Source organism: Boseongicola sp., from assembly GCF_057460485.1.
The window spans coordinates 16884-36005 of the sequence record NZ_JBVCWP010000013.1 but is presented as its reverse complement, the minus strand read 5'-3'; the positions used below and the strand labels follow the sequence as shown (position 1 = coordinate 36005).

General features: G+C 57.9%; 23 protein-coding genes and 1 tRNA gene. 7 read left to right on the top strand and 17 right to left on the bottom strand.

From position 1 onward, the window contains the following. Together AC221Y_RS03710 and scpB are read left to right on the top strand one after the other, a co-directional pair. Positions 1–465 (top strand): segregation and condensation protein A (locus tag AC221Y_RS03710; protein WP_486706798.1); only part of this gene is annotated, 465 nt, incomplete at its 5' end. After that, positions 458–1111: an SMC-Scp complex subunit ScpB gene (scpB, locus tag AC221Y_RS03705; RefSeq protein WP_299753897.1), complete on the top strand. Its 654-nt coding sequence runs from the start codon at positions 458–460 to the stop codon at positions 1109–1111. The genes AC221Y_RS03710 and scpB, both read left to right, overlap by 8 nt. A 187-nt stretch (positions 1112–1298) precedes the next feature. Here the strand turns inward: scpB and AC221Y_RS03700 are convergent, their stop codons facing one another. From AC221Y_RS03700 to AC221Y_RS03665, 8 genes are all read right to left on the bottom strand, one after another. Next, positions 1299–2378 (bottom strand): 2'-deoxycytidine 5'-triphosphate deaminase, encoded by a 1080-nt coding sequence (locus AC221Y_RS03700; protein ID WP_299753896.1) that lies wholly within the window; start codon positions 2376–2378, stop codon positions 1299–1301. A 51-nt stretch (positions 2379–2429) separates the two neighbouring features. Further along, positions 2430–2506: transfer RNA gene (locus AC221Y_RS03695), tRNA-Pro, on the bottom strand. Positions 2507–2585: 79 nt separating this feature from the next. After that, the gene (locus tag AC221Y_RS03690; protein ID WP_299753895.1) at positions 2586–3338 is read right to left on the bottom strand and encodes a MerR family transcriptional regulator; all 753 of its coding nucleotides are present in this window, start codon (positions 3336–3338) and stop codon (positions 2586–2588) included. 9 nt (positions 3339–3347) lie between these two features. Then, positions 3348–3650, bottom strand: a complete 303-nt coding sequence (ihfA, locus tag AC221Y_RS03685) for an integration host factor subunit alpha (RefSeq protein ID WP_299753894.1) — start codon at positions 3648–3650, stop codon at positions 3348–3350. Positions 3651–3742: 92 nt separating this feature from the next. Next, entirely contained in the window at positions 3743–4714 is a 972-nt protein-coding gene (locus AC221Y_RS03680; RefSeq protein ID WP_299753893.1) for a beta-ketoacyl-ACP synthase III, read from the bottom strand. Further along, positions 4711–5817 carry a phosphate acyltransferase PlsX gene (gene plsX, locus AC221Y_RS03675; protein WP_486706797.1) on the bottom strand — a complete coding sequence of 369 codons (1107 nt, stop codon included), beginning with the start codon at positions 5815–5817 and terminating at the stop codon, positions 4711–4713. Before plsX ends, AC221Y_RS03680 begins: the two co-directional genes overlap by 4 nt. A gap of 27 nt (positions 5818–5844) precedes the next feature. Further along, a complete protein-coding gene (rpmF, locus tag AC221Y_RS03670) occupies positions 5845–6051 on the bottom strand; it encodes a 50S ribosomal protein L32 (RefSeq protein WP_299753891.1) in 207 nt (68 codons plus the stop codon). Positions 6052–6198: 147 nt separating this feature from the next. Then, positions 6199–6741, bottom strand: coding sequence for a YceD family protein (locus AC221Y_RS03665; RefSeq protein ID WP_299753890.1), 543 nt, complete (start codon positions 6739–6741; stop codon positions 6199–6201). Between the two features lie 81 nt (positions 6742–6822). On the opposite strand from AC221Y_RS03665, the gene AC221Y_RS03660 reads away from it, so the two are divergent. Further along, a complete protein-coding gene (locus tag AC221Y_RS03660; protein WP_299753889.1) occupies positions 6823–7287 on the top strand; it encodes an outer membrane protein assembly factor BamE in 465 nt (154 codons plus the stop codon). Here the strand turns inward: AC221Y_RS03660 and msrB are convergent. After that, positions 7284–7688 carry a peptide-methionine (R)-S-oxide reductase MsrB gene (gene msrB / locus AC221Y_RS03655; protein ID WP_299753888.1) on the bottom strand — a complete coding sequence of 135 codons (405 nt, stop codon included), beginning with the start codon at positions 7686–7688 and terminating at the stop codon, positions 7284–7286. The two genes, AC221Y_RS03660 and msrB, sit on opposite strands and share 4 nt — an antisense overlap. A 76-nt stretch (positions 7689–7764) precedes the next feature. Here msrB and AC221Y_RS03650 point away from each other — a divergent pair, with 76 nt between their 5' ends. The 4 genes from AC221Y_RS03650 (at position 7765) to rpsI (ending at position 11717) form a co-directional block, all read left to right on the top strand. Then, on the top strand, positions 7765–8532 hold the full coding sequence (locus tag AC221Y_RS03650; protein ID WP_486706796.1) for a GNAT family N-acetyltransferase: 768 nt from the start codon (positions 7765–7767) through the stop codon (positions 8530–8532). A 44-nt stretch (positions 8533–8576) separates the two neighbouring features. Continuing rightward, positions 8577–10382: an ABC-F family ATP-binding cassette domain-containing protein gene (locus AC221Y_RS03645; protein WP_299753886.1), complete on the top strand. Its 1806-nt coding sequence runs from the start codon at positions 8577–8579 to the stop codon at positions 10380–10382. A 368-nt stretch (positions 10383–10750) separates the two neighbouring features. Then, a complete protein-coding gene (gene rplM, locus AC221Y_RS03640) occupies positions 10751–11209 on the top strand; it encodes a 50S ribosomal protein L13 (protein ID WP_299753885.1) in 459 nt (152 codons plus the stop codon). Between the two features lie 4 nt (positions 11210–11213). Then, a complete protein-coding gene (gene rpsI / locus AC221Y_RS03635; protein WP_299753884.1) occupies positions 11214–11717 on the top strand; it encodes a 30S ribosomal protein S9 in 504 nt (167 codons plus the stop codon). 972 nt (positions 11718–12689) lie between these two features. On the opposite strand, the gene AC221Y_RS03630 is transcribed toward rpsI, so the two are convergent. The 8 genes from AC221Y_RS03630 to AC221Y_RS03595 form a co-directional block, all read right to left on the bottom strand. After that, positions 12690–13307, bottom strand: coding sequence for a TetR/AcrR family transcriptional regulator (locus AC221Y_RS03630; protein ID WP_486706795.1), 618 nt, complete (start codon positions 13305–13307; stop codon positions 12690–12692). Next, on the bottom strand, positions 13300–14163 hold the full coding sequence (ppk2, locus tag AC221Y_RS03625; RefSeq protein ID WP_486706794.1) for a polyphosphate kinase 2: 864 nt from the start codon (positions 14161–14163) through the stop codon (positions 13300–13302). Before ppk2 ends, AC221Y_RS03630 begins: the two co-directional genes overlap by 8 nt. A gap of 43 nt (positions 14164–14206) precedes the next feature. After that, positions 14207–15184, bottom strand: a complete 978-nt coding sequence (locus tag AC221Y_RS03620; protein WP_299753881.1) for an alpha/beta fold hydrolase — start codon at positions 15182–15184, stop codon at positions 14207–14209. A 70-nt stretch (positions 15185–15254) separates the two neighbouring features. Next, on the bottom strand, positions 15255–16193 hold the full coding sequence (metA, locus tag AC221Y_RS03615; RefSeq protein ID WP_299753880.1) for a homoserine O-acetyltransferase MetA: 939 nt from the start codon (positions 16191–16193) through the stop codon (positions 15255–15257). A 124-nt stretch (positions 16194–16317) separates the two neighbouring features. Beyond that, positions 16318–17172, bottom strand: a complete 855-nt coding sequence (locus tag AC221Y_RS03610) for a DEAD/DEAH box helicase family protein (RefSeq protein ID WP_299753879.1) — start codon at positions 17170–17172, stop codon at positions 16318–16320. 150 nt (positions 17173–17322) lie between these two features. Then, the gene (locus tag AC221Y_RS03605) at positions 17323–17460 is read right to left on the bottom strand and encodes a hypothetical protein (RefSeq protein ID WP_299753878.1); all 138 of its coding nucleotides are present in this window, start codon (positions 17458–17460) and stop codon (positions 17323–17325) included. 100 nt (positions 17461–17560) lie between these two features. Further along, positions 17561–18439 carry a DMT family transporter gene (locus AC221Y_RS03600; protein ID WP_299753877.1) on the bottom strand — a complete coding sequence of 293 codons (879 nt, stop codon included), beginning with the start codon at positions 18437–18439 and terminating at the stop codon, positions 17561–17563. Further along, positions 18436–19074, bottom strand: a complete 639-nt coding sequence (locus AC221Y_RS03595) for a YdcF family protein (protein ID WP_299753876.1) — start codon at positions 19072–19074, stop codon at positions 18436–18438. The genes AC221Y_RS03600 and AC221Y_RS03595 overlap by 4 nt, the downstream gene beginning before the upstream one ends. Between the last annotated feature and the right edge of the window lie 48 nt (positions 19075–19122).

Sequence of the window (19122 nt, the reverse complement as noted above, 5' to 3'; positions counted from 1 at the left end):
GCGCATCTGGCGTTCCAATTGGAGCGGTTGTCTGCAATGCGCGAGGCGGCTGCAAAGCTAATGGCGCGCGACCAGAAGGGCCGTGATTTTTTTGTGCGCGGCGTGCCCGAGGATGTGATGCGGGTGCGCAAAGTGCGCTATACCGCGACGCTTTTGGATCTGATGCAGGGCTATGCGCGGATCCGGACGAAGGATGAATTCCGCCCCTATTCGATGGACCGCAAGCATGTGATGACGCTTGAACAGGCGTTAGAGCGGATGCGCGGACTTATCGGGTTTGCGGGCGAATGGACGGATTTGCTTTCGTGGTTGCCGGAGGGCTGGGAAACCGACCCAGCGCGGCGAAGATCCGCGACCGCTTCGCATTTTGCTGCATCGCTTGAGCTGGCCAAGGCGGGGGCCATTCAGATCCGGCAGTCCGATACGTTTGCACCAATACAGATCAGGGCGATGGCGCGTGGCTGACGAAACCGACCGCGTGACCGCCGCGAGCCTTTTCGAAGCACCGCCGTTGGCCGAGCAAGAGCGGATGGTTGAAGCGATTTTGTTCGCGACGGCCGAGCCCGTCACTATTTCCGAACTGAACGCGCGGATGCCGCACGGCGCGGATGGGGAGCAAGCCATTGAAATGCTGTCGAAACGCTACGAAGGGCGTGGGGTTTCAGTGGTAAAGGTCGGCGAGGCATTTGCGATGCGCACTGCACCTGACCTTGGGTTTTTGATGCGCAAAGAATCGGTTGAGACGCGAAAACTTAGCCGTGCGGCGATCGAAACTTTAGCGATTATTTCTTATCATCAGCCTGTGACACGGGCCGAGATTGAAGAGATCAGGGGCGTGTCAGTGTCTCGTGGGACAGTGGATCAGCTTTTGGAATTGGAGTGGATTCGTTTTGGACGGCGGCGGATGACACCGGGGCGTCCTGTGACCTATGTGGTGACGCAGGGTTTTCTGGATCATTTCGGATTGGAAAGCGCGCGCGATCTGCCGGGTGTGAAGGAACTAAGGGCTGCAGGGCTCTTGGAGAGCCGACCGCCTCCGGGCGAGCCATTGGAGGGCGAAGACGAAGAGCATGATGAAAATCAGGCTGAGATGTTTGAGGACGAGGACTGAACGCCATTAATTTCGAACGGGTTTTGTGGATGGTGATGCGACGGGTCTTGCTTAAGGGAGCGAGCAAGGTAATGCGTTCCAGGGCTGCTAAACCGACGCCGGGCGCTTGATGAGAGTCGCGCGTTGTATCGGGTGATCTTTTGAATCCGCGCGTGTGGTTTTCAAATCTTTGTAAAAAGGTGACGCGTCATGGCGTGCGGAAGTGCTTCGAAAGTTTGAGGCCCTGTCCCTGATAATTTGATTTGATCTCGCGACCGTAGAGGGTTTGCGGGATTTCCGTCATTTTTTCGTAGACGAGGCGCCCGACGATCTGGCCGTGTTCGAGGACAAATGGGGCTTCATGGCAGCGGACCTCAAGCACGCCGCGTGAGCCTGCGCCGCCTGCTTCGGCCCAGCCAAATCCGGGGTCGAAAAAGCCTGCATAATGGACGCGAAATTCGCCAACCATCGCGATGTAGGGGGCCATTTCGGCAGCGTGGTCAGGGGGGATGACGATCGCTTCGCGGCTGACGAGAATGTAGAAGGCGCCTGGGTCAAGGATGATCCAGCCGGTGTCTGTGCGCACCTCTTCCCAGTAGTCCGCAGGGGCGTAGTGAGCGAGTTTTGATAGGTCTATGACGCCTGCGTGGGGTTTGGCGCGGTAGCCGACGAGGGTTCCTGTTTCGGGTTTGAGGTCGACCGAGAAACCCAACCCCCCAGAGATCACTGCGTCACCGGAGACGATGGGTGATTTTGCATGAAGGGCTCGTAAGTCGTTGTCATTTAATACGGTTTGCCCACGGCGGAAGATGATTTGGTTCAGCATCTGGCCGGTTTTCGCGATTACCGAGAAACTTTGCGGGCATACTTCGACATAGAGCGCGCCGTCGTAGCCATCTGGGATGCGGTCAAACTCATGACCGAAATCGGTGATGATACGGGTCAGAAGATCGAGACGGCCAATGGAAGATTTGGCACTTGCCGCACCGGTTGTGCCCTTCGGCAGACTGAGGCGTTCGAGGAGGGGGACGACGTAGACGCAGCCTTTTTCCAGTACGGCTCCGGCGGCGAGGTCAATTTCGTGCATGGTGAAATCGGTAAGGCGGTCGGCAACGGTGCGGTCTTTTCCGGTAAGGAATGACGCACGAACGCGATAGGCGCGATGTCCGAGGCGCAAATCAAGCGAGGCGGGCTGAACTTGTCCGTCTTTGAAGGGGAGCGACGCGGCGATGGTACCGCTGTCGATCATCGCTCTGATTTCGCTGTCGGTGAGAACACCCTGTTTCATCGTGCCTCGGGTCTTTAAAACGCCCGCCTCAGATGGCGGGCGATTGAAATTTGGTCGGGCTAGCAGGACTCGAACCTGCGACCTTCCGTCCCCCAGACGGACGCGCTACCAGGCTGCGCCATAGCCCGACGGTTGAGGTTCTGACCGAAAAGCGCGATGGCTGCAAGGGTCGATCTGTCTGGATTTGGCACCCTCCGGCTGCATGGATCAGCTTTGGGCGTTGCGAAGTGCTATCAGGCGATCTCGGGCGGCTTTGAGCGTGGAATGGTGTGCAGCGAGGTGCGCTGTTGGCATGACCGCGAGGCGGGCCGCGATGCCGGGGGCGTCAGAGAAAGCGGGATCGTCGTCGCCCGGATCGGTTTCAGGCACGTTGGGCGTCGCCGGGATTTGCGGCGGTGAGGGGGCAGGTGGTTCGATGGCTGTGGGCTGTGTCGGAGCGGCTTCCGGCGCGGGCCTGCTGCGCGACGGCACGAAGGTTGGCATGAGAATTTCTTCGTCGGCGTCTTGTTTTTGTGCGCCTGAGAATATGTCGAGTTGTTCGACGTCCTCTTCATCATCCGCGGGCTCTGATTCCGCCTCGGTTTCCGGTTCTTCTTTGTAGGTTTGACGCACTGACAGGGCGGGACTTGTAGGCGTCGCGGCGTGTTCGACAACGGTGTCGTCTGACGTATCCTGAAGGTCTGTATCCAGCGATTGTGAGAATGAAGAGACATGCTTAACGCCATGTTCACGCAGCAGTTTCTGGACGCCACGGATCGTCATGCCCTGATCGTGCAGCAGCGCTTTCACGCCGCCGATCAGGCGCATGTCCGAGGGTCGATAGTACCGTCGTCCGCCTGCGCGCTTCACCGGTTTGATTTGCGCAAACCGGCTTTCCCAAAATCGCAGAACATGGGTCGGGATATCGAGCCACTCGGCCACTTCCGAGATTGTGCGGAAGGCGTCGGGCGATTTTTCCATGAAGTGGGGTTAGCTCTTGTTGCCGGCCGCGACACGATCTTTCATCAGGTGCGACGGACGGAATGTCAGAACGCGACGCGGATGGATCGGGACTTCTTGGCCAGTTTTTGGATTACGACCGACGCGAGCCGCTTTGTCGCGGACCGAGAACGTGCCGAAGGATGAAATCTTCACCTGGTCACCGGATGCCAGTGCATCGGACATGTGCGCGAGAACGCCTTCTACAAGCTGAGCAGATTCGTTGCGGCTGAGACCGACCTCGCGAAACACTGCTTCGCTGAGATCCATGCGTGTCAAAGTCTTTTCGCTCATCCTATCCCCCGTGAGTTTTGTTCACGAGGAGAATGGGCGCGATGAATTTCCGAGTCAATATCAAGGCCTTGAGAAAAAGGCTTAAAGGACAATTACCAGCGGAGAACCACCGCTCCCCATGCCAATCCGCCACCAATTGCTTCGGTCACGATGAGGTTGCCGGGTTTGATCTGGCCGCGCTCGACGCCAACGGACAGGGCCAAGGGAATCGATGCAGCCGACGTATTGCCGTGATCTTGCACGGTGAGCACGACGCGATCGAGACCAACACCCATCTTCTGTGCAGTTGATTTGATGATCCGTAAATTGGCCTGGTGCGGGACGATCCAATCGATGTCGTCGCTGCCAAGATTTACTTTGGCCAAAGCAGTGTGTGCGGTTGAGGCGAGTTTCTCGACCGCGTGGCGGAATACCTCTTTTCCCTGCATTTTCAAGTGGCCGGTGGACTGGGTTGAAACCCCGCCGTCGACGTAGAGGATGTCTTTGTGGCGGCCGTCTGAGTTCAGGTCGGTGGCGAGAATGCCGCGGTCGGCATTGGTGCCGTCGCCTTCGACGGCCTCAAGAATGAGCGCGCCGGCGCCGTCGCCGAAAAGCACGCTGGTGGTGCGATCGGACCAGTCCATGATGCGACTGAAGGTTTCTGCGCCAATGACGATGACACGATTTACCTGGCCTGAGACGATCAGGGCATTGGCGGTGGCAAGCGCGAAAACGAAGCCCGCGCAAACGGCCTGAACGTCAAAGGCGAAGCCAGTGGTCATGCCAAGTTTGGCCTGAACCATGGTTGCCGCAGATGGGAATGTCAGGTCAGCGGTAGAAGTGGCCACGATGATTGCGTCGATGTCGGAGGCTTTGATGCCTGCCATGTGGAGAGCGTTTTGGGCCGCTTTTGTTGCCATGTCGGACGTGGTTTCGTCGTTGGCAGCGAAGTGGCGACGCTCGATGCCTGAGCGCGAGCGGATCCACTCGTCAGAAGTGTCGATTGTCGCTTCAAATTCGCTGTTTGGCACAACCCTCTTGGGGAGATAGTGCCCGACGCCTTGGACCTGAGCGCGTATTGTCATGCGTTTTGCTCGTTTTTTTCTGGCATCCCGTCGTCATCGTTACTCGGCTGTCCTGTGGATGCAACCCGCGCTGCAAGGCGGTCTGTAAAGCCGCTTTCGGCAAGGCGGAAGGCAAGTTTGATCGCAGAAGAGACCCCGGTCGCATCGGCCGAGCCGTGGGATTTGACCACGGTGCCGTTTAGGCCAAGGAACACGCCGCCGTTGACGCGACGCGGGTCGATGCGTTTTGTCAGGCGTTTCAGGGACCCAAGCGCGAGGAGGGCTGCAAATTTGCTGAGCAGGGTGGCGTTAAAGGCCTCGCGCAATAACTCGCGGATGAGACTTGCGGTGCCTTCGCCGGTTTTGAGGGCCACGTTACCTGTGAAGCCGTCCGTGACGATGACGTCCACGCGGTTTGACGGGATGTCGCCGCCTTCGACGAAGCCAACGAATTCAAGTTCCGCGGCGGGGGCCATTTCCGCAATCAGGTCGTGGGCAGATTTGATCTCGGCGCGGCCTTTGTGTTCTTCGGTGCCGACGTTCAAGAGGCCGATGCGGGGACGGTCGATGCCCAAACCGTTTCGCGCGTAAGAGCCACCCATAAGAGCATATTGCAAAAGGTCTCTTTCGTCTGCGCGGATGTCAGCGCCCACATCGAGCATGATGTTAAAGCCGCCTGTGTTGCGCGACGGCCAAAGGCAGGCGATGGCGGGTCGGTCTACGCCCGGAATTTTACGCAGGCGTAGCATTGAGACGGCCATGAGCGCGCCAGTGTTGCCGCAAGATACGACGGCCTGCGCCTCGCCGTTTTTCACGGCGTCAACGGCGGACCACATAGAGGTGTTCTTGCCGTTGCGCATCACATGGGCCGGTTTGGCGTCCATGGTGACGACCTCTGCGGTGTCGCGGATTTCGCAGCGATCGGTGAGACCGGCTTTTTCGACCAGAGGGGCGATCTCGGCCGCGCGTCCATGCACGATAAACCCGATGTCAGGGTTTTTCTCGGCGCTTTTGGCAATGCCAGAAACGACGGCGGGCGGCCCTTGGTCTCCGCCCATCGCATCTACAGAGATGATTGTGCGCTTACGCGCCCCGTGAGTGCTTTGATCGAACGTTGTCGTCATCGCGTGGGGCGCACCCGCACGAGCGGCTTACGCCGCGTCGTCGTCGAGGTCGAGTTCGTCGGCCTGAGCAACAACTTCGCGTTCAGCGTAATGGCCACAAGCGCCACACACGTGGTGGGGACGCTTCAGCTCTCCGCAGTTTGCACACTCGGCCGGGTTACCGGGTACGAGAGAATCGTGTGCACGGCGCATGTTGCGGCGAGACTTGGTGATCTTACTCTTAGGGACAGCCATGTCACATCCTAAAGTTATTTGGGGCCACGCGCCCCCGGTGTTTCAGCGGTTGAAGCGGTCATACGCAACTGCGCGTCCGGTGTCCAACCCAATCATTTGAGCGAGGCCGAGAACATACTGCGATTCCGTTGAAACGCAAGGGTCATTTCACGCGTCATCGGCGCCATTGTTTTTGAGCTTTTCCTGCAACGATTTCAGGGCGGCGAAGGGTTTGACATCGTCGTCGGTCATTGGGGTCTGGCCGGGCTCTGTTACGACGATTTCAACGGCGTCGGCATCTTTCACACGGGGCCATGCGGGCATGGCGAGCGCTACGGATTCTTCCATGACCAAAGCGAGATCGAGATATTGGGGCAGAGGCTCGACTGTGTCGTCCACAAGCATTTCGGCTTCTGCTTCGTCCGTGTGCTCGGTCAAATCGGCGAGGTAGCGGCGGACAATTTCTTCGTCGATGCGGGTGGTGATAGGATCAAGGGTCACGACGCAAGACTGCACAACAGTTGCGCCAAGGAGTGCGTGAAGCTCCCAGTCGGCTTTACCGGTTGGGATGAGGTAGCCCTTGAACGTCAGCTTTTTGACGCCAGAGATGCCGAGGCGGTTGGCGATCCCTTTTCGCTCGGTGGCGTTGGGCACGAGGTCAAAATCGGTTTTTCGCTTCAGGTCGCTGAGGCGCGGGTGGTTGGTCTCCATCGGGTCACTCCTTGATCCGGTGCCGTTCTCTGGGTATGCCGACTAGGCGGCTGTAGGCCGGTTGACAAGAGGTGGGGCGCGGTGAGGCTTTTTTTAAGGATACTGTCTCGGGGTGTGGTTGCGGGCGCTTTGATTGTGCTTGCGGCGGCGTGCGCGCGACTTGACGACCGGCATGGCTATGTTCCGGAGCCGTCAACTTTGAGCGGCGTGGTTGTCGGGCGTGACACCAAGGAGACCATTGGGTCGACGCTTGGCCAGCCCGGAACGCGCGGTATCGTCGACGATCTTGGTTGGTACTATGTGCGTTCCGACTATGAGAGGTTCTTATGGCGCGCGCCGGTCGAGGTGGATCGTCAGGTGGTTGCCATTACGTTTGATGACGCAGGTGTGGTCCAGAATATCGAGCGCTTTGGCTTGGAGGAGGGACAGGTCGTTGCCCTGTCCCGGCGTGTTACGGACGCCAATACGCAAGGCATCAGCTTGCTAAGGCAGCTGTTTGGGAACTTGGGAGCCTTTGATGCCTCGACGTTCTTTGACGAGAATTAAGTCTCGTCGTCGTTTGACGGTTCAAAGTCGAGCGACACTCCGTTGATGCAATAGCGCAAGCCCGTTGGGGCCGGGCCGTCTGGGAAGACATGGCCGAGGTGACCTTCGCAGCGATTGCAGTGAACTTCCGTGCGGCGCATGAAGAAGCCGTTGTCGACGCTTTCGGCGACCACTTCGTCGTCTACCGGTTTGTAAAACGATGGCCACCCGGTGCCGCTGTCGAATTTGTGTGACTGATCGAACAAGGGCGCGCCGCAGCCCTTGCACATGAAGGTTCCGGGGGCTTTGGGGAAGGCGTCGTTTGAGAAGGCGCGTTCAGTGCCGTGCTTGCGCAGGACTTTGAATTCCAGATCGTCGAGTTGCCCGCGCCATTCAGCGTCTGTTTTCGTGACTTTCTCCATGTGTATCCCCTTCACGGATTGTGTGGCAGTGTTGTCTGGAACTTTATCTAGGGGCGATAGTCGGTTGAACCAACTGATGGCACAAAAAAGCGCACTTCGCGAGACTGCACAAGCGCGCTACCCGGCCCGGTTTCGCGCTCGGCTGGCAAGTTGTGCGGGCGAAATTGAAGCCGCACAGGCGTTGCGTGCACGGGTCTTTCGAGCGGATCGCGGTGATGCGCCGGATGTGGACCGGTTTGATGATTTGTGTCGCCATATGTTGATTGAGCGCGCCTCGGACGGCGCTTTGGCGGCGACGTTTCGACTTTTTTCGTTGGCCTCAGGCGCGGAAATCGGCCGTAGTTATTCGGCGCAGTATTATGCGCTTGAGGCTTTAGAGGGTTACGCAGCGCCGATGGTCGAGCTGGGGCGGTTTTGCGTGGTTCCAGAATTGAGCGATCCTGACGTTTTGCGTGTGGCCTGGGGGGCCTTAGCGCGGGTTGTGGACGAGGACAGCGTTGAGATGTTGTTTGGTTGCTCGTCGTTTCAGGGCACCGAGGTTTGCAATTATTCGGATGCCTTTGCGATGTTGCGGGACCGGCATTTGGCGCCGCGACGGTGGCGGCCGCGTGTGAAAGCGCCGGATGTGTTTCGCTTTGCAGGCGCGTTACGAAGCGAGCCCGACCGGGCCAAGGCTTTGAAAACAATGCCGCCTTTGCTTCGCTCATATCTGACAATGGGGGGCTGGGTCAGTGATCACGCGGTGGTGGATCGCGATTTGAATACGCTGCATGTGTTCACGGGGCTCGAGATTTCAGCGATCCCGCTGGCGCGCGCCCGCGCTATTCGTGCGGCGGCGGGATAACACAGGGCGTTGACGGCGCTTTGAGGGCCGGGTAGCCCGCCTGCATGGCACGTAACCCTCTTTTACAATTGTCCGAGATTTCCCTGACCTTTGGTGGCGATCCGGTATTCGACAACATGTCTTTGACCGTTCAGCCGGGGGACCGTTTGGCTTTGGTTGGCCGCAACGGCTCGGGCAAATCCACCTTGATGAAGGTCATGGCCGGACTGGCAGAAACGGACCGCGGCACGCGCGTTGTGTCGCCCGGCAATTCGGTTGGCTACATGGCGCAGGAGCCGGAAATGCGCGGCTGTGCGACGCTTGGCGATTATGCGCTTCGCGATATGGATGCGTCTGAACTATGGCGGGTTGAGGCGGTGGCAGAGAAGCTGAAGTTTGACCCGGATACGGCTGTTGATGCGGCATCCGGCGGCGAGCGGCGGCGGGCGGCTTTGGCGAAATTGATCGCCGAAGCGCCGGATTTGATGTGTTTGGACGAGCCGACGAACCACCTCGATATCGAGGCGATCTCTTGGCTGGAGACGCATTTGTCCAGCACCAAGTCGGCGTTTATTGTGATCTCGCACGACCGGGCATTTTTACGCGCTTTGACGCGGGCCACGTTGTGGATTGATCGCGGTGAAGTGCGGCGTCAGGAACAAGGCTTTGCAGCCTTTGAGGCGTGGCGCGACAAGACCTGGGAAGAAGAAGATATCGCGCGCCATAAGCTGAACCGGAAGATCAAGTCTGAGGCGCGTTGGGCGGTTGAAGGCATTTCAGCGCGGCGTAAACGCAACCAAGGACGCGTGCGTGCGTTGCAGGAACTGCGTGCCGACCGGTCGTCTCAGATTATGCGGCAAGGCACGGCGGCGATGGAGCTTGAGGCGGGTCCGAAGTCGGGCAAACGTGTTATCGAGGCCAAGGGCATATCGCTTGAGCTTGGCGGCAAGCGGATCGTTGAGGATTTTTCGCTGCGGGTGGCGCGTGGGGATCGGATTGCGTTTGTGGGGCCGAACGGGGTCGGCAAGACCTCTTTAATTGAGGTTTTGACCGGACAGAAGGCGCCCGATGAGGGCACGGTAATTTTGGGGACCGGTATCGAGATGGCAGTGTTTGATCAGCGGCGCGAGGCGCTTGATCCCGATGCGACGCTTTGGGAGAACCTTATTGGGGACCGTGAGATGCGTGTTTCGGGGCGCGCCGATCAGGTCATGGTGCGCGGTACGCCAAAGCACGTGGTCGGATATCTGAAGGAATTTTTGTTCGATGAGGCGCAGGCGCGCGCACCGGTTCGGTCCTTGTCGGGTGGTGAGAAGGCGCGGCTGTTGCTTGCGCGGATAATGGCAAAGCCGTCGAATGTATTGGTGTTGGACGAGCCGACGAACGACCTTGATATTGAAACACTCGATTTGTTGCAGGAAATTCTTGGCGATTATGACGGGACTGTTCTTCTGGTGAGCCACGATCGGGATTTTCTGGACCGTGTCGCAACAACGACTGTTGCGATGGAGGGTGCAGGACGCGTTGTGGTGCATGCGGGCGGCTGGTCAGACTATGCGCCGAAACGCGCATTGATCGAGGCTTCGGTTGCCGCTGGTGCCGTAAGGGCGGGCAAAACTGGTGCTAAAGTGAAGCCTGCATCTGCCGGATTGAGCTTTACGCAAAAGCATCGATTGGAAGAATTGCCGGGCGAAATAGAGCGCCTTCAGGCAGAGATTGCAAAGCTTGAGGGTCTACTGTCGGACGCAGAATTGTTCACGCAGGACCCGGTGAAGTTTGCCAAAGCAAGCGACGCATTGATCGAGCGGCACGCCAAGTTGGGCGAGGCGGAAGACGAATGGATGATGCTTGAAGAAAAGGCGGGCGGATAGTTAGTCCGGGCTTTTTCCGCTTTTGGCTGGCGGGTCAGGTCAGGGCATAGGCACCAAGACACATGCCAAGTGCGACGGTAAACAGAAATATGGACTGGATCATCGGATACTCCGAAATACTGTTAAAACAATAAGCAACGTGAATTAAATGCTTGTTGAAAGTGGCCAAAGCAAGGAATGCGGCGCAAAGATTGCTGGACGGTGCGTTTCCGATTTGGAAACTTAGGGAGGTAATTTTATGGGGTACTATTATACCTAATTTATAGAGCGCTGTTTTTGTTGATTTTTATTGATTTTATGGGTGTTGACTGTGCGCAGGAAACCGTTAGAAACCGCTCATCCAATTCAACCCCTGAAGGGTAGACACGATGAAGACATTTTCCGCAACACCGGCGGAGATCGATAAAAAGTGGATCCTGATCGACGCTGAAGGCGTTGTTCTGGGTCGTCTTGCCTCGATCATCGCTATGCGCCTACGTGGTAAACACAAGGCGACGTTCACACCGCACATGGATATGGGCGACAATGTGATCGTAATAAACGCCGATAAAATTCAGCTGACGGGTAAAAAGCGCGACAAGCCGAATTACTGGCACACCGGTTATCCGGGCGGCATCAAATCCCGCACCACTGGTCAGATCCTTGAAGGCAAGCATCCTGAGCGCGTTGTCACACAGGCCGTTAAGCGGATGTTGCCTGGCAACAAACTGAGCCGCCAAGTGATGACCAACCTTCGCGTTTATGCAGGTACCGAGCACCCGCATGAAGCGCAGTCACCTGATGTTCTGGACGTTAAGTCCATGAACAGCAAGAATACGCGGAGCTAAGTCCATGGCAGAAGATATCAAAACGCTGGACGACCTGAAGGACGTTGTGGCTGAGGGCGCTGTTGAAGCACCTGAAGCTTTTGTCGAGACCCTCGTGAAATACGAGCAGGTACGCGACGAACTGGGCCGTTCCTATGCAACCGGCAAGCGGAAAGATGCGGTTGCCCGCGTCTGGATCAAGCCGGGTTCGGGTAAAGTGGTGGTGAACGGGCGCGAGATGGCTGTTTATTTTGCACGGCCTGTTTTGCAGATGATCCTGCGCCAGCCATTCACTGTGGCCGGTGTCGACGGTCAGTTCGACGTGATGGCGACCGTCAAGGGTGGTGGTCTTTCGGGTCAGGCTGGTGCAGTTAAGCACGGAATTTCAAAAGCGCTTCAGCTTTATGATCCGACGCTTAGAGCCGCTCTGAAAGCCGCTGGGTTCCTGACACGCGACAGCCGCGTTGTTGAGCGTAAGAAGTACGGTAAGGCGAAAGCGCGTAAGAGCTTCCAGTTCTCCAAGCGTTAAGCTTTGCGACATACGATTTGGAAAGGCCGTCTCAGTGAGGCGGCCTTTTTGTTGGTGGCAGTTTATGCGCGCCTGAGAACGATCAGGCCCGCGCCGACGATCATGAGTATCCCCACTAGAGTGATTGCGCCCCAAAACCCAAGGACACTCCAAAGGGGAAGCGTTGGTGACTGCCTGCTGCCTAGTATAAAGGGGAATTGGCTACAGAGCGCATCCGAGGGGGGAGGCAAACAATCAACAACAGTCCACTGGTCGCAAACGCGCTGAGTGTCATCGTCAAATTATAGGAAAACGCTAGAGACCGGGGTCGAGATGTCTTGGAATTTCACGCGTGTGAGCATGTGCCCGCAGGCGTAAAAGGCCGCGCCGACAATCGACAGAAGTCCCTAGGGCGAAAAGGAATTTGTGCCGGGGCGCAAAAGAACAAGGACGCCGACAAAACCTATGCTGACGCCGAGCCAGCCGCGCGGTCCGACAGGTTCGCCGAAAATCGCGCTGAAAGCAGAGTCATGAAAATTGGAGCAAGGTAGATTCCAGCCCCGCTGTTGCGGGGCTGATAAAGGGGAGGGCGGCATAATATCCAAAGAGCCAGGTCGTGGTGCACAGGCTGCGAAGCAATGCCCAGCGATCAAACGTTCCGGCCAAGGGCTGCGCCCTTTTGAGCGTGAACCACGTATAGAACGCGAGGAACGGAGCGGAAAATAGCCCGCGCAGAGCAAAGAGCTGCCGTAGCGGCATAACGCCGTCGAACCATTTGAAGATGACCTCCTGAACCGAGATCAGGAACGCCGCCGAGAGTATCAGAAAGACGCCTAGAGCGGTTTTCGTGGGTCGTGCCGATTTGAAGCGTCATTTTGCAATTCTGGTCTGGGTTCAAACCCGAGAGTGCGCCTGTTTACCCGTGCAGTATGGGTAATCGTCCGCGGGCAGGCCAACGTTTTGCGAGGCTTCGCGGCGCATTTCCCTTGATGATCATTTGTCTTGATCGATCAGCCCCAGTCCACGCAAATAGATACCGATGCCGCTTTCGAGGAGATCTTCGGGCGGGAAAGGCGATTTTGTGCCGGGGGAGCCGCGCGCGAACAGTTCGACGACGCCGTGGCTCATGGCCCAGATATGGGCGGACACCATTTGCTTGGGCGGGCGTTTGTCTTCAGGGATGTGCTCTGCCAGACGGTCGGCGGCTTTTTCAAGCACCGCGAAAGAGCGCGCGGCGATGGCGGCCAGTTCTGGGGTTCGATTGATCGAGATGCCGCTTTCAAACATCGACACGTAATGGCCGGGGTGGCGGCGAGCGAAGGCGAGATAGGCGCGGCCCGTGGCCTCGAACGAGGCGAGGTCCGAGGGTTGTCCGGTCTCGTAGGCGTATTCCATGAGGTCGGCGAAGATCTCGTAGCCTTGCTGGGCGCACTCGGCGATGAGGTCTTCGCGCCCTTCAAAGTGGCGGTAGACGGCGGCAGGTGTCACGCCAGCCTGTTTGGCGGCCTCAGAAAGGGTGAAGCCGGTCGGCCCCTTCGCTTCGATCAATTCAAGCGCGGCATCGACCAAAGCCTGGCGCAGATTGCCGTGATGGTAGCCGCGTTTAGGCATTCCAGATGTCCGGACCGCCACAGATTTTGGCGTCTGGGGTCTTGATTTTGCCTTTGCCTGTGTAGCTTAGGTTGTGGAGGACGGCTTGGATCGCGGCCAGACGCGCACGTTTTTTGTCGTCCGAGCGCACGATGGTCCATGGCGCGTGGTCAGTGTGGGATCGGTCGAAAGTTTCTGAGATGGCCGAGGAATAGGCATCCCAACGCTTTAAGCCTTCGACGTCGATCCAGCTGAGCTTCCATTGTTTTAAAGGATCTTTTTCGCGTTTGAGGAAGCGGCGGAGTTGCTCGGCACGGCCGACGTTGAGCCAGATTTTCTTTAGAACAATGCCTTCCTCGACAAGCATTTTCTCAAAATCAGTGACTTGCGCGAAGAATTTTCCGCGCTGATCCGGAGTGCAGAAATCAAACACATGCTCGACGACGGCCCGGTTGTACCACGAGCGGTCAAAGAGGACGATTTCTCCTGCAGTGGGCAGGTGGTCGATATAGCGTTGAAAATACCACTCGCCGGCTTCGCGGTCCGAGGGTTTGGAGAGCGCCACGGTGCGCGCAACGCGAGGATTAAGGTTCTCTCGGAAGCGTTTGATTGTGCCGCCTTTTCCTGCAGCATCGCGGCCTTCGAAAACGATGACGACGCGTTTGCCGGTCTCTTTGACATCATTTTGAAAGCGCACCAGGTCGAGTTGTAGTTTCTCAACTGCATCTTCGTAGTCGGCTTTGTCCATCTCTTTTTCGTAGGGGAAACTGTTTGACAAGATGTCTTTTTTGCCCGCGTCCTGAATGGCCACACGCACCCACTTCGGGGCTTCGTTTTCAAAGAATGCGCTGATTGCGCCATCAAAGGGTAGTGACATGTTATCCGCCTTTACTTTGGTTGTACGTAAGCAGGCGAAGCGCTTAGCGCAATCCGGCACGGCTTGCCGCGCGATCTATTGCGGCGGTGACGTCATCTGGCACCACGTGATGTGGCATGTGGCCGAGGCCCCGAAGGGGGGTGAAATGGACGTCTTCCAACGTGTTTTCCAGCGGTTCTGCGTGGATCGAGGCATAGACCGTGACGTCGGAGGTGCCGTGGACGATTTCAACAGGCGTGGTGATTTCGGCGTAGCGCTTTGATTGCTCCACGATAAAGGGTCGCAGCGTGTTCACTTGTTGGTTCGAAGCACGCAGGGAATTGGTGCGCATTGCAAGCGGGATCCCGGCGTTTTTGTAGTAGGTATCCGGGGCTTTTTGAGGTGTGAAGGTGTTGTTGGCCGCGTTCTGTGCGTAGGCGGTAGTGACAAATGCCGAGGCAAGCGGGGCAACGATAGCGCTGCCGAGTTTGGAGCCAAGCAAGCGGTAGGTCACATTGACGTCGCCGGGCCAGGGGAGCGTCACGCCCGAGATAATGACAGTTGCTGCGTGAGGCTCATCAAGGGCCCACGCCATGGCGACGCCGCCGCCAAATGAGTGACCGGCGACGATGGGGTTTTCGGCGCCAAGTTGTTGCACAGCGGCCGAGAGCAATGCGGCTTGCTCAGCGGGGCTTTCGGCCCGGTTGTTGAAGGCGCCTTCGAATTCTTGCGCGCGTTCGGTCCAGCCGTGGCCGGGACGGTCGGGGATGAAGACGCGATAACGTTCCTCAAGCCGGTCGGCGAGAGCCAGCGCGATGTCGCGGGCGTTGGAGCCTGCGCCGTGGATCAGCACGAGATCGGGGCCAGCGCCGCGCACGATAACGTGCACGGTGCGGCCATTCACCTGAACCATCTCGCCTGTGGGCGGATAGAGCGCTTCGATAGCGGCTTCGCGTAGGTCGGCGCGCCTGTCCGTGAAGATGGCAAAAGCGATCACTGCCGCCGCGGCTATCAGGAGGCTGGTCAGCACGGGGCGGCGCATAGTCGGCTTTTAAGCGTGTTGCAGGGCATTCGGTGACATTTAGGTGACAAGGCGCGCGTGACCAGTGCGGTCATTTCCGCAAATCCGTCACGGTCTGGCCGATCTGATCCATGTCGTAAGGCGTGGTCAGATACATCTCGCTGATCCAGTTGCCGTAGAGCAAATGCGCATGGCTGCGCCAGCGGTTCTGCGGCTGTTGCGACGGGTCGTCGCCGGGATAGTAGTTCATTGGCACGTTGATCGGCGTGCCGCTTGAAATGTCGCGGTCGTATTCCTCTTTGAGGGTGCCGCTGTCGTATTCAAAGTGATTGAAGATGTAGAGCGCGCGATGCGCAGTGTCTTCGACAAGGCATGCGCCAGCCTCGTCAGAACCAAGCAGTGTGGTGAGGCCGACAGCGGTGTCAATCTCTGCTTGTTTCATCTCCGTCCAGCGGCTGACCGGGATCACAAACTCGTCCGAAAAGCCCCTTAGATAAGGGCTTTGTGGTGCGAGGTTCATGTGCCGAAAGCAGCCGAAAGCCTTAGCGTCGAGGATGTGTTTTCTGACGCTGTGGAAGTGATTGATCATCGCCATGCCACCCCAACAAACGCCGAAGGTCATGTGGACGTTGGTCTGGGTCCAGTCCATGACTTCTTTAAGTTCGTCCCAATAAGTGACGTCCTCGAAAGGCATGTGTTCGATGGGCGCGCCGGTGATGATCAGACCGTCGAATTTCTGATCTTTGATTTCCTGGAAGGGACGGTAAAATTCTTCCATGTGTTCCGCAGCCGTGTTTTTGGTCTGGTGCTCGGACATGCGGATTAGTTGCAGCTCGATCTGCAGCGGGGTCGCTCCGATCAGGCGGGCGAACTGGTTCTCGGTCTGGATCTTCTTTGGCATCAGGTTCAACAGGCCGATTTTCATCGGGCGGATGTCCTGCTTTTCGGCCGCATCTGCCGGCATCACCATCACACCCTCGCGCGTAAGCACGTCATAGGCGGGGAGGTTTGATGGCAGTTTGATGGGCATTTTCGGGTCGTTTCCTTTTTGCGTTAGAGGCGGAAATAGTCTTGTGATGGGGAGAGGACAAGGGGCGCTGGACGTCGACCCCGGTCGGGGCCTCACAACGAGGTATTTTTGAAAGGGTGAAGCTTTAGGGAAGTGCCTTGGCGATGAGGTCGATCATGTCGGCTTCGGTTTCAACGCGGGCAATGTCATCGGCTTGCACCGTTATGCCCCAGTTGTCGGCCATGGCGCGGTAGCGTGGCTGGCGGTGGGCGAGCGCACGCGCGTATGTCCAGCGTACGAAGGCGTCGGGGTCGACTTTGTCTTCAGGTTGGCTGGTTTCAGCGGAGTAGTCGGCCCAGGCTTTGGTGAGAAAGTCTGCGTTGTAGCACATTGGCTTGGGCGCGCGGTCAAAGCGTTGGACGAGTTCCTGGGTGTGGGCGTCAGATCCTTCGATCCAGACCATCAACACATTGTCGGCAAGCGCCGACAAGACGGGATCGTTTTTGTCTGCGGGATCTACGATTTCGCAGATCGAGCCTGATGTGTCGCAGATGAAATTCTCATAGCCATAAAGGTTTTGCGCGCGTTCAACGAAGTGTGCGGTATCCAGCAAGGCGGCGGCTTCTGCTGCGCGATGGAGATCTTGGCGGTGCAGGTATTCTGCGAAGAGCAGGCCGCCTTTTGCGGGGTCTCCCGGTTTGCCAAGGTAGGTTGAAAGCGGCGCAAGGTTATCGAACGTGATGTTGGATTGGATGTAGACGCTGTCGGATTTCAGAAGCTCCGCCAAAAGCGGCACCTTCATCGCCTCACGTTTGAAGTTATCAGCGATGTGTTCGCCCATGTAGCGGGTGCCGATGCGATAATCGACCGAGTAATGGAACCAGCCTTTGCCCTCGCGTAAGAGGTTTGAGATATGGGTTTTGCCAAGGCCGGACATGCCGAAAAGCATGATGCGCTTTTCGGGGGCGTTTCGCCAATCGGCGGCACTTTTATAGAGCATGGCGTCCTCGTTCCTTGGCCTAGACACGTCGATAGGCGCGGGGGTGGGAGGGGTCAATCAGGGCTGGCGGGATTTTCTGAAGGCGTGGCTTGCTCGCCCAAGCCCCCCCGCACGAAGGCGGGGCTCTTTGAACGTGAGTGATTGGTGGTGTTAGAAATAATAGCCCACGCGGATGCCCCCAGCGATGGCCGAATTGTCTGTGAAGCTTGCGCCAGCCGTCGTGTCGGTGTCGCCGATTTCCACGTAGCGTAGGCCGCCTGTGACTTTGCAGCAGTCCCCCCCAGTCACTCACGTTGGTCGTGAAGGCGACGTTTAGGAAGTCGCCTCTTAGGGGTCAATTAGGACGCCACGTCACAAAGTCTCGTGGGGCACGTGCGTCACAAAACCGTTACACAGCGCGGGGTTTTCGCGATTCGACCCAGATGTTGAGGTAATTGCCGCCGAATATCAGGGCCGCTCCGACAAAAACGAGCGGGTCGAGTACTTCGCCGTAAAACGCCATGCCGACAATTGCGATGACGGGCAGGCGGATGAAATCCATCGGTGTGACGACTGTGGCCGGTGCAATGGCGAGCGCATTGGTCAGGCACGTGTGGGCTAGAAGCCCCGCGACCGCAATCATGACGACCCAAGGCCAGCTAGACGCTGAGGGCCAGGCGATGTCGGCGTCATACCCGGCGGCGATGATGCCGAAAACGGCTTGCATTGCGGTTAGCCAGAAAAGGATGCCAAGGATCGTTTCGGTGCGCGTCAGCAGCTTAGTGCAGACGATTGAGCCGGCAAATCCGACAGCAGCGAGTGCGGCTATCGTTAGGCCCGCGGGGTCGCCGCCTGTGCCGGGGCGTGCCACAAGAAGCGCGCCTGCAAATCCAAGCGCGACCGCGATGAGGCGGGGTTTGGTGAGACGCTCACCCAGAAGGAAGGTCGCAAGGATCATGATCCAGATCGGCGATGTGAATTCGAGCGCGAACAACTGCGCCAGCGAGATCATCCCGAGTGCGTAGAGCCATAAGTTCTGGCCGGCGAAGTGAGAGAGGTTGCGGATCAGGTGCAGGCCAAGACGGTCACGACGCACTTCGCGGATTTTGCCAGTGGAAAAGCCGATGGCAAGCACGATGGCGAGCCCGATCAGCGACCGGTACATCATCATCTCGAAGGTATCGAGCTCGTGGTTAAGGGCGCGCCCGGCGACGGCCATGGACGAAAAGCTAACGATTGCCCCCGTCATCCAGGCCGCGGCCAGTAAAGGCCGCGACCCTTCGCTCATTCGAGGTATTGGATGTAGTCTTCGCGCGGCACGTTACCGGCTTGCGCAGCACTTGCAGCGCCAGCGCGCAGGACGTTAAGAGGCCACTTTACGCTTTCCCACAATAGGCCCGGTGTGATTTGAAATCCCCCGTCGGGGTCAGCGGCGACGTTTGTAATATCGCTGAACCCGGCCCAGCGGAACGAGGCGTTCGCGCGCGGCAGGTGGTAGCGATGCGTGACCAGAAGGATAGGTGCCGCTTTGCTGAGGTCTTCGATGTCGGCGGCGAAGATAGCGTTCTGCAGGGTTGAATGCGAGGCACCTTCGACGGTGATCGCGTTTTCCGGCACGCCGCCTGCGATTGCGGCGGCTTTCATGGCGTCGGCCACGGTTTCGGCGTCCGACTTTGAGCCGCCCGATAGGATCAAGCGGGGTGCGAGGCCTTCGTTGTAAAGAGCGACGGCACGGTTCAGGCGGGCTTCGGTCTCACCAAGCATGCCACCATTCTTGCCAGCGTTTCCAGAGACGACCACGATGGCCTCGGCCTCGGGAAGATCGATTTTAGCTTCGTACATCGCGACGTAAAGTCCGGTGCCGATGAGTGCGATCCAACCCGAAAGAATGGTGATCGCGAATATCCAGCGAATGAATTTCATAGAAATACCTGTTTGTTTTCACCCAAATAATGGCCGCTCCCGCGCCAT

Bases quoted from the DNA above. Each gene is read 5' to 3' on its own strand.
- plsX (WP_486706797.1), bottom strand. From the start codon at position 5,817: ATGACGACAACGTTCGATCAAAGCACTCACGGGGCGCGTAAGCGCACA.
- ppk2 (WP_486706794.1), bottom strand. From the start codon at position 14,163: ATGTCACTACCCTTTGATGGCGCAATCAGCGCATTCTTTGAAAACGAA.
- msrB (WP_299753888.1), bottom strand. From the start codon at position 7,688: ATGGAGAAAGTCACGAAAACAGACGCTGAATGGCGCGGGCAACTCGAC.
- AC221Y_RS03595 (WP_299753876.1), bottom strand. From the start codon at position 19,074: ATGAAATTCATTCGCTGGATATTCGCGATCACCATTCTTTCGGGTTGG.
- rpsI (WP_299753884.1), top strand. From the start codon at position 11,214: ATGGCAGAAGATATCAAAACGCTGGACGACCTGAAGGACGTTGTGGCT.
- AC221Y_RS03600 (WP_299753877.1), bottom strand. From the start codon at position 18,439: ATGAGCGAAGGGTCGCGGCCTTTACTGGCCGCGGCCTGGATGACGGGG.
- AC221Y_RS03665 (WP_299753890.1), bottom strand. From the start codon at position 6,741: ATGGAGACCAACCACCCGCGCCTCAGCGACCTGAAGCGAAAAACCGAT.
- AC221Y_RS03690 (WP_299753895.1), bottom strand. From the start codon at position 3,338: ATGGAAAAATCGCCCGACGCCTTCCGCACAATCTCGGAAGTGGCCGAG.
- AC221Y_RS03680 (WP_299753893.1), bottom strand. From the start codon at position 4,714: ATGACAATACGCGCTCAGGTCCAAGGCGTCGGGCACTATCTCCCCAAG.
- rpmF (WP_299753891.1), bottom strand. From the start codon at position 6,051: ATGGCTGTCCCTAAGAGTAAGATCACCAAGTCTCGCCGCAACATGCGC.
- AC221Y_RS03620 (WP_299753881.1), bottom strand. From the start codon at position 15,184: ATGCGCCGCCCCGTGCTGACCAGCCTCCTGATAGCCGCGGCGGCAGTG.
- AC221Y_RS03610 (WP_299753879.1), bottom strand. From the start codon at position 17,172: ATGCTCTATAAAAGTGCCGCCGATTGGCGAAACGCCCCCGAAAAGCGC.
- AC221Y_RS03645 (WP_299753886.1), top strand. From the start codon at position 8,577: ATGGCACGTAACCCTCTTTTACAATTGTCCGAGATTTCCCTGACCTTT.
- ihfA (WP_299753894.1), bottom strand. From the start codon at position 3,650: ATGAGCGAAAAGACTTTGACACGCATGGATCTCAGCGAAGCAGTGTTT.
- metA (WP_299753880.1), bottom strand. From the start codon at position 16,193: ATGCCCATCAAACTGCCATCAAACCTCCCCGCCTATGACGTGCTTACG.
- AC221Y_RS03650 (WP_486706796.1), top strand. From the start codon at position 7,765: ATGGCACAAAAAAGCGCACTTCGCGAGACTGCACAAGCGCGCTACCCG.
- AC221Y_RS03630 (WP_486706795.1), bottom strand. From the start codon at position 13,307: ATGCCTAAACGCGGCTACCATCACGGCAATCTGCGCCAGGCTTTGGTC.
- rplM (WP_299753885.1), top strand. From the start codon at position 10,751: ATGAAGACATTTTCCGCAACACCGGCGGAGATCGATAAAAAGTGGATC.
- AC221Y_RS03700 (WP_299753896.1), bottom strand. From the start codon at position 2,378: ATGAAACAGGGTGTTCTCACCGACAGCGAAATCAGAGCGATGATCGAC.